The organism is Arthrobacter sp. Hiyo1 (assembly GCF_001263615.2).
Classification (GTDB): Bacteria; Actinomycetota; Actinomycetes; order Actinomycetales; family Micrococcaceae; genus Arthrobacter.
Genome location: NZ_DF952468.1, coordinates 281,180 through 292,241, shown reverse-complemented (window position 1 = coordinate 292,241; position 11,062 = coordinate 281,180). Strand labels below are relative to the sequence as shown.

Here is an 11,062-nt window from a genome sequence, read left to right as displayed (position 1 = left end):
CGACGCCTTTGATGGCCAGTCAATGGGCCTGTCCACCGAGATCAAGAGCCTCTCGCTGGGCATCGACCGCCGGTCCCAGGATGAAGTGGCCGCCGCTTCGCACCAGCGTGCGGCCGCGGCCGCCGAGCAAGGAGTGTTCGACGGCGAGATCACCCCCATCAGCGTCAAGCAGCGCAAGGGAGAACCCTTGGTGCTGACAAGGGACGAAGGCGTCCGCCCGCAGACCACGCTCGAGACCCTGGCCCCCTTGAAGGGCGCCTTTGCCACCGACGGAACCATCACCGCAGGCAACTCCTCTCCCCTGTCCGACGGCGCCTCCGCACTCGTGCTCACGAGCCGCCGCTTCGCCGAGGAGAACGGCCTTGACTACCTTGCCGTCGTCGGCAAGCCCGGCCAGGTGGCGGGACCCGACAACAGCCTGCATTCGCAGCCTTCCAACGCGATACGGCATGCGCTGGACCGTGCTGGGTGGACAACGGCCGACCTGGACTTCATCGAGATCAATGAAGCCTTCGGTTCGGTGGCGGTACAGTCCTTGAAGGACCTGGACTATCCCTTGGAGAAGTGCAATGTGCACGGCGGAGCAATCGCGATTGGACACCCGATCGGTGCCTCAGGAGCGCGGCTGGCCCTCCACGCGGCCCACGAGCTGAAGCGCCGCGGTAAGGGTAAGGCGGCGGTTGCGCTCTGTGGTGGCGGCGGCCAAGGTGAAGCACTGCTTCTCTACCGCGACTAGATATTCGGCGAGTTCGGCGGCGGAGTGGCCGTGAACGGAAATGGAGCATGTATGCGGGGCACTGAGCGATTCCTGGCTGACGCGGCCGCACGCGGACTCGACGTCCAACTCGTAGAGCGGGCGGCGGCTAGCAGCCTTGAGGAAGCTGCCCGCATCATGGGGGTCACACCGGCGGACATCGTGAAGTCCCTTGTGGTCAAACACCGGGACGGCTCGTTCCTGTTCGCGCTGGTTCCGGGTGACCGGCAGATCTCCTGGCCCAAGTTGCGCGCCCTCCTGGGCGTCAACAAGCTGTCGATGCCCTCGGCCGACATCGCTTTCGAGGCAACCGGCTATGAGCGCGGCACCATCACGCCGCTGGGAAGTTCGAAGCCCTGGCCGGTCTATGCGGATGCCAGCATCGCCGGACGCAGGATCTCCATGGGAGCAGGCGAACACGGATTCAGCGCTTTCGTGAAAGCGGATTCCCTCACTGAGGCCTTGGGCGCGATCGTAGCCGACATCAGCGACCCCATCTGAGCAACGCGGGGTCACTTACGGCCCATCCGGCAGCACCTAATGGGCCGTAAGTGACCCCGCGTTGCTGTTAAATGCAGGAAAGCCCCGCCCGGACGAATCCGGACGGGGCTTCCTGAAAACGCGAACGCGAGTTACTTGACAGTAACCGTGGCGCCGGCAGCTTCGAGCTGCTCTTTGGCCTTCTCAGCGGCTTCCTTGGTGGCGCCTTCGAGAACAGCCTTCGGTGCACCGTCAACCAGGTCCTTGGCTTCCTTGAGGCCGAGGGAGGTGATGGCGCGAACTTCCTTGATCACTGCGATCTTCTTGTCACCGGCAGCTTCGAGGACGACATCGAATTCAGTCTTCTCTTCGGCCTCTTCAGCAGCAGCGCCACCGGCAGGGCCGGCGACTGCAACAGCAGCAGCGGTAACTTCGAAGGTCTCTTCGAAGAGCTTGACGAACTCGGAGAGCTCGATGATGGTCAGTTCCTTGAAAGCTTCAATGAGCTCTTCGTTGCTGAGCTTCGCCATGTTTGGCGTCCTTCCTATAGGTGGTGCTGCCACGGACGTTGTCCGTTACTGCACCGCAGTTTGAGTGGGGAGAACTTAGTTCTCTTCGGTTGCTGCTTCAGCGGCTTCAGCCGGAGCGGCAGCCTCTTCTGCAGCAGCCTCGGCGGGAGCCTCGTCGGCAGCCGGTGCTTCGTCAGCGGCCGGTGCTACAGCGCCGCCCTCTTCTTCAAGCTTGAGGCGCAGAGCGTCAATGATGCGAGCAGCCGCGGCAGCAGGTGCCTTGAGGATGCCTGCAACCTTGGCGAGCTGCAGCTCACGGGACTCGAGGGCTGCCAGTGCGGCAACCTCTGCTGCGTTCAGTGCCTTGCCTTCGAAGTAGCCGGTCTTGATGACAAGCTGCTTGTTGGCCTTGGCAAAGTCCGTCAGGCTCTTGGCGGCAGCAACCGCGTCACCCTTGATGAATGCGATCGCAGTGGGGCCGGCAAGCTGACCGTCGAATGCTTCGACACCAGCTTCCTTGGCTGCAATGGCGGTCAGGGTGTTCTTGACGACCGAGAACTTGGTGTCCAGGCCGAGAGAAACACGCAGCTGCTTGAGCTGTGCAACAGAGAGCCCGCGGTATTCGGTCAGGACAGCGGCGTTCGATTCCTTGAAATCGTTGGTGATCTCAGCTACTGCGGAGATCTTGCTAGGCGTTGCCATAACCCTCCTTCCGGGGAATAAAGCCGGTTTTCCGGGTCCCCGCTCAAAAGAGCTGCAACTAAAAAACGCCCCGCGCAGATGCACGGGGCTTGGCTCAACACGATCCAATGATCATGGAGATTTGCTTCGTTCACCTGCGCCGGCCGCCCTTTGTCAGGGTCCTTCGTCTAGGAAACCACTTGGTTCTTCCGCACGCAGCTACAGAGTTGAGCTGTGCCCGGAGGAGTGGATTCCCATCAACCGACGGTCTTTGGTAGTTCAAGCTTACGGGACGGGCAAGTGCATCGCCAAATCGCGCCGCCTACTCGGAGGAGGTGACCCTCGGCCCCATGTTCGGCAGTTCCTTCTGCCACAACCCCGTGACCCCGGCCGTGGTGAATCCCAGTTGCTTGTTCACCGTCAGCAAGTACCGGTTTTCCGGCGCATTCCAGGTGTAGATCACGCGGGCGTCGGGAAACTGTTCGCTCAGGCGCTGCATGTTGGCGACCTTGATGAGGAGCCCGAGCTTGTTCCCGCGGTGCTCCTGCAGGACGATCGTGTCGTCCTGGAAGACGACATCCTGGCGTTGCGCCAGGACCCCGATCGTGGTGAGTCCGACGATCCGCCCGCTGGCGACGTGTTCGACGGCGGTGACCACCGTTCGGCGTCCCTGCGCGACGGCGGCGTCCTCCGCCTGCCGCAACACACCGGCGTCGAACACTAATTGCTGCTGTTCGGCTTCCGGGGCCTCGTTGCCTTCCGACACCACCTCGCCGGCTGCGTTCTCCAGGGCGGCCACAGCTTCGAGCCACTGTTGGGGGCACCGATCGGTCCAGTGGTGGACCTGGTAACGGCCGGCGTTCGCGTCTTCGGCTTCGGCCTCAAGCTCGGCTACGAGCTTTGAATCCAGCGGGAGCGCGCAGGAACTGAACTGTTCGATGTGCTGCAGGGTGTAACCGGTACGCCGGGCAAAATCGACCTCGCGGCTGGCCAAGGGAACGAAGCCCAGGCCGCTGCCAGGCACGAGTTGACCTTCGGCACCACCCCGGAGGGACTCGGCAGGATGGTTCGTGTCCACCATGATCATGGTCCGGCCCTCGCTTCTGGCGAAGTGCTCGGCAGCTTCCAGGAGCTGCCTTCCGACGCCCCTGCGCTGGAATTCGGGAAGGATGTCGAGGGTGAACTCGGCCAGGTCCATGTTGTCGGCAAGGGGAAGCGCGATGTCTACCGTACCGACAATGCGGCCGTCGACGCGGGCCACGAGAATGACCTGGCGTTCGTAAGGGTCGCCGAGTTCGAGCAGTTTTTCCAACGGCGTGTACGCGAGATCGTCCGTGCCCCAGATCTGCATGCGGACCCTGCGGCTGACTTCGACGGCGGCCAGGAAATCCTTTGCGTCATCGGCGTCAAGGGAATCCGGGATCCAGAGTTGGCCGATCTCCACCGTGCTCGTCATTTGATCCTCTTTTGCCATTCGCCGTCGTATCCGGCCGGTTTGAAGCCGAGCTGTACGTTGATGGACAGCATATGTTCGTTTTCCTCGGCGTTAAAAGTCATGACGCGCCCTACGGCCGGATATTCCGTCTGCAGCCTGCGCAGATTGGCCAGTTTGACGAGCATTCCCAGCCCATGGCCCCGATGCGGCGGTGCCACCAAAGTATCGTCCTGCTCGGCCACCCCGGGCTTCGCGGGATCAAGGTAGATCACGGTGTACGCAACGAGCTCCCCCGTCCTCCGGTCTTGTGCGGCGGCCACGAGGGCAGTCTGGCCCTCGGCAAGCATGGTGTCTTCGAGTTGCCTGACGCGGGCAGCGTCCCAGTCCTCTGCCTCGATCTCAAGGCCTCCCGCCGGAGTATCCGTGCTCATCCGGCCCATCAGCCCGGCCATGCGGTCCACGTATTCGGCGGGGCAACGGTTCGTCCAGGCAAGGACCCCGTAATCGGCGTCTGCTTTGGAGTGCGCCGCAAACTCCAGCCTTGCCCATTCCGCGTTGTGGTCCATGTCCAACGTGCTGAATCTGCTGGCCTGTTCCAAGGTGTAACCGTTCTTGAGGCAGAAGGCTGCTCCCGGAGCAACGTCGGGTACTCCCCCGGGTACTCCCTCTGCTCCTGCGAGGCCGATGGGGTGTTCGGTGTGCGCCTGCAGGACGTGCCTCCCCTGGGCCTTCGCGATGCCTTCTACGGTGCGAAGCAACGCGGTTCCGATTCCGTACCGGCGGTACCCCTCCAGCACATCTACCTCGAGCCACGCGGTTTGGATGTTGTCCTTGAGCGGAACTTCGCAGGACGCGTGGCCAATGATCCTTCCGTCCACCCGGGCGAAGACGTGCCTCGATACCGCGTATGGGGTATCGCGCCATCCGGCGAGCCGGGCCTGGGCCGAGGACGCCCGTTCCAGGTTTCCCCAGGTTTCCAGCACCATGGCGTCCATCACGGATGAGAGCTCCCGGAAAACCTTGCCGTCCAGACCATCCAGGGACTCCGGCAGATGGAGCTCGTGGATGCTGAAATCCGGAACCTGGCCTGTCATGCCCTCAGCCTAATCAGCGGTCGCCGGCCGCGATAGGTGACGGTTCGCCTACAACGAAAGGACCGCCCGGCTAATGCCGGACGGTCCTTTCAGAGTCGATGCTCCCGGCGGCTTACGCTCGGTGAGAACCTTGGTGACGTTCGGGTCAACGGAGATGCCCGGACCGAACGTGGTGGCGACCGTAGCCTTCTGGATGTAGCGGCCCTTGGAAGCGGACGGCTTCAGGCGAAGCACCTCTTCCAGAGCGGCTGCGTAGTTCTCGGCCAGCTTCAGTTCGTCGAAGGAAACCTTGCCGATGATGAAGTGCAGGTTCGAGTGCTTGTCGACGCGGAAGTCGATCTTGCCGCCCTTGATGTCGTTGACAGCCTTGGTGACGTCAGCGGTCACGGTACCGGTCTTCGGGTTCGGCATGAGGTTACGCGGGCCGAGGACCTTACCGAGACGGCCAACCTTGCCCATGAGGTCAGGGGTTGCCACTGCGGCGTCGAAGTCGGTCCAGCCGGCTGCGATCTTTTCGATCAGGTCATCGGAACCAACGAAGTCGGCGCCTGCAGCGATTGCTGCTTCAGCTTGTCGCCCGTTGCGAACACCAGGACGCGGGCAGTCTTACCCGTGCCGTGCGGCAGGTTGACGGTACCGCGGACCATCTGGTCGGCCTTACGCGGGTCAACGCCCAAACGGAAAGCGACCTCAACGGTGGCGTCGAACTTGGACGGGTTGGTGTCCTTGGCGAGCTTGATGGCCTCGAACGGGGCGTAGAACTTGTCTGCCTCGATCTTGGCTGCGGCTGCCTCATATGCTTTGCTGCGCTTTGCCATGCTGCTTATTCTCCTTGTGCAGTTGTGGTCTGCGGACCGCGCTGGGCCCTGCCACAGTTGGACATCCGGCGTGGATCTCCAACATTCTCAATATTTCAATGGTGCCGGTTTCCCGGCGGTGCTACCCGGCGTCGTCAGTTTCCCAAAACAGACGCATGAAGCGGTGAGGGAATTAACCCTCGACGGTGATGCCCATGGAGCGTGCGGTGCCGGCGATGATCTTGGCAGCGCCCTCAAGGCTGGTGGCGTTGAGGTCTTCCATCTTGGTGGTGGCGATCTCGTTAACCTGTGCCTGGGTCAGCTTGGCAACCTTGACGGTGTGCGGCGTGGCCGAACCCTTCGCAACGCCTGCAGCCTTCTTGATGAGCTCTGCAGCCGGCGGGGTCTTGGTGATGAAGGTGAACGAGCGGTCTTCGTAGACCGTGATTTCAACCGGGATAACGTTTCCGCGCTGGGCTTCTGTGGCAGCGTTGTACGCCTTGCAGAATTCCATGATGTTGACACCGTGCTGGCCAAGCGCAGGACCGATCGGCGGGGCCGGGTTGGCGGCACCTGCCTGGATCTGCAGCTTGATGAGGCCGGTGACCTTCTTCTTGGGAGCCAATGTAGGTCCTTCTCTCAATAACTTCCTAGGACACAGGAGCGTGCCTCAGGTTTGTGGCCGCCATGGCAAGGCGACCGACCGCTCCGTGGCTGCTAAGCGGGCAACCGCGGGGCGAAATTCTTGGATCAACTAGATCTTGGTGACCTGGTTGAATGCGAGCGTAACCGGGGTTTCGCGCTCGAAGATCGACACCAGCACCACAAGCGTCTGGGAATCCATCTTGATCTCGGAGATCGTGGCGGGAAGGGTCTCGAACGGACCTTCCTTGACGATGACGGACTCTCCGACCTCGAAGTCGATGTCGACGGGCGTCTGGTGCTGTTTGTTGACCGGCTTGCCCTTTTCGGCCTGCTGCTCTTCGAAGACCGGGGCCAGCATGGAGAAGACCTCATCGAGGCGAAGCGGGACCGGGTTGTGTGCGTTGCCCACGAAGCCCGTGACACCCGGGGTATGGCGGACGGCGCCCCAGGATGCGTCGGTCAGGTCCATACGGACGAGGACGTAGCCCGGAATGCGAACGCGGTTGATGATCTTGCGCTGGGCGTTCTTGATCTCAACGACTTCCTCCATGGGCACCTGGATCTCGAAGATGTAATCTTCCATGTCCAAGGTCTGGATGCGGGTCTCAAGGTTGGCCTTGACGCGGTTTTCGTAGCCTGCGTAGGAGTGGATGACGTACCAGTCACCCTCCTGGCGGCGAAGCTTGGCCTTGAACTCCTCGGCGGGGTCGGCGGGCGCTACGGCTGCAGCGGCGGCCAGGGCGTCGGCGCCGGACTCGTCGTCGGACGCATCGGCGTCATCGGACTCGGCGTCATCGAACTCATCCTGGTCGGCGTCGTCGACGTCGGCAGTTTCGGGCGCAGCAGAATCGACCTCGGATCCTTCCACGGCGTCAGCCGTGCTTTCAGCGGGCCCATCCAGCTCAGTCTCAGTTACCTCGAGCTCCTGCTCAGACACTTGGTCTCCTGCTTCCTCATTGCCTAACATGCCTATTTAAATGGCTCAATTCCGCAAACCCTGTGAAATCCCTTGATTTTCCGGGGATTTCACGCGGTTTGCGGAGCGATCCGCTTAGTGGTTCGTGGTGCCGGTAGCGCCGAAAACCCATTTGATTCCCGTACCGAAAGCCAGGTCCAGGATGGTGACGACCAACATCATGATGGCCACGAACACCAGCACCACGACTGTGTAATTGACCAGTTCCTTGCGGGTGGGGGCAACCACCTTTTTGAGCTCGCCAATTACCTGGCGGACAAAAAGAGCAATTCGAGCGAAGAGTCCGGAATCGGACTTCTTGGCAGGGCGGCCCTTCGAGCTGCTCGCAGCTGTTTCGGTCACCTGATCCTCACTCATCTATGCAAACGTCGTTGACCCGACTCTGATCAGAGTCATGGTTGCTGCGCTTGTTCCGAGCGAAACCCGGAACAGCTTGCGCAGGGCAGACAGGACTCGAACCTGCAACCTGCGGTTTTGGAGACCGCTGCGCTACCAATTGCGCCACTACCCTATGGAACGAATCCATATTTGGCCGCACTCCATCATTGCCAAGGAATCCCCAAGAACACGGGATTCCGAGCCAATCTGGGGCGCGAACCATTGTGATGTTTTTCAACACCGGTGAACCAGTCTACGCAACAACGTCGCGATAGTCGAACCGGGCCATTTCCGGAGCGTTCAGGCCTTCCCGCTCACGCGATCAGCCTCGTGTGATCAGCGCTCGTTTGATCAGCATGCACTGTCACTTTCGAGACGTTAGCCCGATAGCTCCGCAGAACAGCATAAAGTAGATTCCGTCGAATCCCACCATCCAGCTCATGAGCTGCCCGCGAAGAACGGTGCTTTAATGTCTGCCGGAATACCTGCCGCCCGCATTTCACAGCGAATTTCCGCCATCGCCGAGTCCGCCACCCTTGCCGTTGACGCCAAGGCCAAGGCGCTCAAGGCAGCGGGTCGCCCCGTGATCGGCTTTGGCGCCGGGGAGCCCGACTTCCCGACCCCCGACTACATCGTCAAGGCCGCCGTCGAGGCCGCCTCGCAGCCGAAGTACCACCGCTATTCCCCCGCTGCCGGCTTGCCGGAGCTGAAGCAGGCCATCGCGGACAAGACCTTCCGCGACTCGGGCTACAAAGTCGATGCTTCCCAGGTGATGGTTACCAATGGCGGTAAGCAGGCTGTCTACAACACCTTCGCCACCCTGGTTGATCCGGGCGACGAAGTCATCATCCCACGCCTTTCTGGACCACCTACCCGGAGGCAATCCGCTTGGCCGGAGGCGTTCCCGTCGAGGTCTTCGCCGGACCCAAGCAGGGTTACCTGGTCACCGTGGAGCAGCTCGAAGCCGCGGTCACCGACAAGACGAAGATCCTGCTTTTCGTTTCCCCGTCCAACCCGACCGGCGCCGTCTACAGCGCCGAACAAGTGGCCGAAATCGGAAAATGGGCCGCGGCCAAGGGCCTCTGGGTTGTCACCGACGAGATCTACGAACACCTGACTTACGACGGCGTCCCCTTCACCTCGATCGCCACTGCCGCTCCCGAACTCGGCGACAAGGTGGTCATCCTCAACGGTGTCGCCAAGACCTATGCCATGACCGGATGGCGCGTCGGATGGATGATCGGCGCGGCCGACGTCATCAAGGCCGCCACCAACCTCCAGTCGCACGCGACGTCGAACGTTTCGAACATCATGCAGATCGCAGCCCTCGCTGCGGTGTCCGGTCCGCTGACCGCCGTCGACGAAATGAAGGTCGCCTTCGACCGCCGCCGCAAGGCGATCGTTGCCGGACTGAACACGATCGACGGTGTGGAATGCCCGACGCCGACCGGCGCCTTCTACGTGTACGCCGACGTCCGCGGGCTGCTGGGCAAGGAATTCCCGACGTCGAACGGTCCCGTCCGTCCGTCAACGTCCGCGGAGCTTGCCTCGCTGATCCTCGACGAGGTTGAGGTCGCAATTGTTCCGGGCGAGGCTTTCGGCCCCTCTGGTTTCGTGCGCCTCTCGTACGCGTTGGGCGACGACGACCTCGCCGAAGGCGTTCGACGCCTCCAGGAATTCCTCGGCCAGGCCAAGTAGCCTTCCGCCCGCGCAAACGCGCTCACCTTGGGATAGAGGTGAGCGGGCGTTTGGGTTTAACCCGCCATAGGTGAGCGGGCGTTTGGGTTTAACCCACCACAGGTGAGCGGGCGTTGGGGTTTAACCCGCCATAGGTGAGCGGGCGTCAGAGGAGGCGGCGTTCGGCGGCCCACTTGGTCAGTTCGTGGCGGCTGGAGAGCTGGAGTTTGCGGAGTACCGCAGAGACATGGGTTTCCACGGTCTTGATGGAAATGAACAGCTCCTTGGCCACCTCCTTGTAGCTGTAACCCCGGGCGATGAGACGCATGACTTCCAGTTCCCTCGCGGAAAGACGGTCCAGCTCGTCGTCGGCGATCTCGGCCGGGGAAGTTCCAAACGCGTCCAGGACAAAACCCGCCAGCCTCGGCGAGAAGACCGCGTCACCGTCGGCCACGCGGACCACGGCGTCGGAGATCTCCGGGCCGGAAATGGTCTTGGTGACGTAGCCGCGTGCCCCGGCCCGAATGACGGCCACGACATCCTCGGCGGCATCCGAGACGCTCAAGGCCAGGAAGCTCGTGCTCCCGCGCAACGCCGAGGATGCACTGATGACCTCCCGGCCGCCACCGCCAAGGCCGCCGGGCAAGTGGACGTCAAGAAGCACCACCTCCGGCTGAACCTCGGCAATCACGGCGATGGCTTGTTCCACTGTTCCGGCCTCGCCCACGACGTCGATCCGCGAATCGAGGTCGGCCTTCAGCCCGGACCGGAAAATGGCGTGATCGTCCACGATCACCACGCGAACCTTCCGCGTTACTTGCTCTGATAGGGCGTTCATACTTTGGCTTCTCCGTTTCGGTTCTCTGCTTTGTCGGCGTTCTCGACGGGCAGTTTCAGGCGTACTTCGGTGCCCTCGGAACTACTGCTGATGACCGCAGTGCCGCCGTGGCGTTTCATCCGTCCGACGATTGACTCCTTGACACCGAGCCGGTCTTCCGGGACGGCATCCGGGTCAAAGCCGGGTCCGCGGTCCCTGACGAAAACCTCGCTGCCGGTGTCGGAAGTCTCGAGATAGACGGACACGGCTCCGCCGCCATGCCGGGCAGCATTGTGCATGGCCTCCCGGGCCGCCAGGACGAGGGCTTCGTGCCTGTCCGTCATGGCGGTGTCTCCGACGCTGACGACGTCGACCGGATGTCCGTGGGCGTCCTCCACTTCGGCTGCGGCTGCGGCAATCCGCTCCGCGAGGAGCCCCGAATCCTTGGCGGCGTCCCGGTACAGCCAGGTGCGCAGTTCACGCTCCTGGGCACGGGCGAGGCGGACCACGTCCTGTTCCGAACCGGCACGGCGTTGGATCAAGGCGAGCGTCTGCAGTACCGAGTCGTGCAAGTGGGCGGCAATCTCGGCCCGCTCGGTCTCGCGAACCCGCGCTGCCCGCTCAGTTTCAAGGTCCTTCCAGAACTTCAAGCCCCACGGCAGCAGCACCAAGGCCACGCCGCCCAGCACCGCGATGGAAGCCAGCAGCGCGAGCCAGGTCTGCTCCCACGAGCCGGAACCGGACACCATGACCAACACCCCGGCAACCACCAGGGCCAGGCCCGCAGCAAGGCGGACCCAGCCACCGGCTTGGTCCGCC

The 11,062-nt window shown here is 62.4% G+C and carries 11 protein-coding genes, 1 tRNA gene and 2 pseudogenes; 3 read left to right on the top strand and 11 right to left on the bottom strand.

What is annotated here, in order from left to right; genetic code table 11:
- On the top strand, positions 1–736 hold a 736-nt coding region (locus AHiyo1_RS01240), incomplete at its 5' end, for an acetyl-CoA C-acyltransferase (RefSeq protein ID WP_113990526.1).
- 51 nt (positions 737–787) lie between these two features.
- A complete protein-coding gene (locus AHiyo1_RS01235; protein ID WP_059387354.1) occupies positions 788–1,255 on the top strand; it encodes an aminoacyl-tRNA deacylase in 468 nt (155 codons plus the stop codon).
- A gap of 131 nt (positions 1,256–1,386) precedes the next feature.
- Here the strand turns inward: AHiyo1_RS01235 and rplL are convergent, their stop codons facing one another.
- The 9 genes and pseudogenes from rplL to AHiyo1_RS01190 form a co-directional block, all read right to left on the bottom strand.
- Positions 1,387–1,764 carry a 50S ribosomal protein L7/L12 gene (gene rplL, locus AHiyo1_RS01230; protein WP_059387353.1) on the bottom strand — a complete coding sequence of 126 codons (378 nt, stop codon included), beginning with the start codon at positions 1,762–1,764 and terminating at the stop codon, positions 1,387–1,389.
- A 75-nt stretch (positions 1,765–1,839) separates the two neighbouring features.
- Positions 1,840–2,445, bottom strand: a complete 606-nt coding sequence (gene rplJ, locus AHiyo1_RS01225) for a 50S ribosomal protein L10 (RefSeq protein ID WP_059387352.1) — start codon at positions 2,443–2,445, stop codon at positions 1,840–1,842.
- A 301-nt stretch (positions 2,446–2,746) separates the two neighbouring features.
- Positions 2,747–3,898 (bottom strand): GNAT family N-acetyltransferase, encoded by a 1,152-nt coding sequence (locus tag AHiyo1_RS01220; protein ID WP_370872614.1) that lies wholly within the window; start codon positions 3,896–3,898, stop codon positions 2,747–2,749.
- Positions 3,877–4,953, bottom strand: coding sequence for a GNAT family N-acetyltransferase (locus AHiyo1_RS01215; RefSeq protein WP_059387350.1), 1,077 nt, complete (start codon positions 4,951–4,953; stop codon positions 3,877–3,879). Before AHiyo1_RS01215 ends, AHiyo1_RS01220 begins: the two co-directional genes overlap by 22 nt.
- Before the next feature lie 48 nt (positions 4,954–5,001).
- Positions 5,002–5,771 (bottom strand): annotated as a pseudogene (gene rplA / locus AHiyo1_RS01210) (50S ribosomal protein L1).
- Between the two features lie 172 nt (positions 5,772–5,943).
- Positions 5,944–6,375 carry a 50S ribosomal protein L11 gene (gene rplK, locus AHiyo1_RS01205; protein WP_018773647.1) on the bottom strand — a complete coding sequence of 144 codons (432 nt, stop codon included), beginning with the start codon at positions 6,373–6,375 and terminating at the stop codon, positions 5,944–5,946.
- Positions 6,376–6,504: 129 nt separating this feature from the next.
- On the bottom strand, positions 6,505–7,332 hold the full coding sequence (gene nusG / locus AHiyo1_RS01200) for a transcription termination/antitermination protein NusG (protein WP_059387349.1): 828 nt from the start codon (positions 7,330–7,332) through the stop codon (positions 6,505–6,507).
- A gap of 114 nt (positions 7,333–7,446) precedes the next feature.
- On the bottom strand, positions 7,447–7,728 hold the full coding sequence (gene secE / locus AHiyo1_RS01195) for a preprotein translocase subunit SecE (RefSeq protein ID WP_059387348.1): 282 nt from the start codon (positions 7,726–7,728) through the stop codon (positions 7,447–7,449).
- Positions 7,729–7,809: 81 nt separating this feature from the next.
- A tRNA-Trp gene (locus tag AHiyo1_RS01190) sits at positions 7,810–7,882 on the bottom strand.
- 336 nt (positions 7,883–8,218) lie between these two features.
- Here AHiyo1_RS01190 and AHiyo1_RS01185 point away from each other — a divergent pair.
- Positions 8,219–9,447 (top strand): annotated as a pseudogene (locus AHiyo1_RS01185) (pyridoxal phosphate-dependent aminotransferase).
- A 145-nt stretch (positions 9,448–9,592) separates the two neighbouring features.
- On the opposite strand, the gene AHiyo1_RS01180 reads toward AHiyo1_RS01185, so the two are convergent.
- Both AHiyo1_RS01180 and AHiyo1_RS01175 read right to left on the bottom strand, forming a co-directional pair.
- Positions 9,593–10,264, bottom strand: a complete 672-nt coding sequence (locus AHiyo1_RS01180; protein WP_059387347.1) for a LuxR C-terminal-related transcriptional regulator — start codon at positions 10,262–10,264, stop codon at positions 9,593–9,595.
- Positions 10,261–11,062, bottom strand: an 802-nt coding sequence (locus AHiyo1_RS01175; RefSeq protein ID WP_172465464.1) for a sensor histidine kinase, incomplete at its 5' end; no start/stop codon positions are given. The genes AHiyo1_RS01175 and AHiyo1_RS01180, both read right to left, overlap by 4 nt.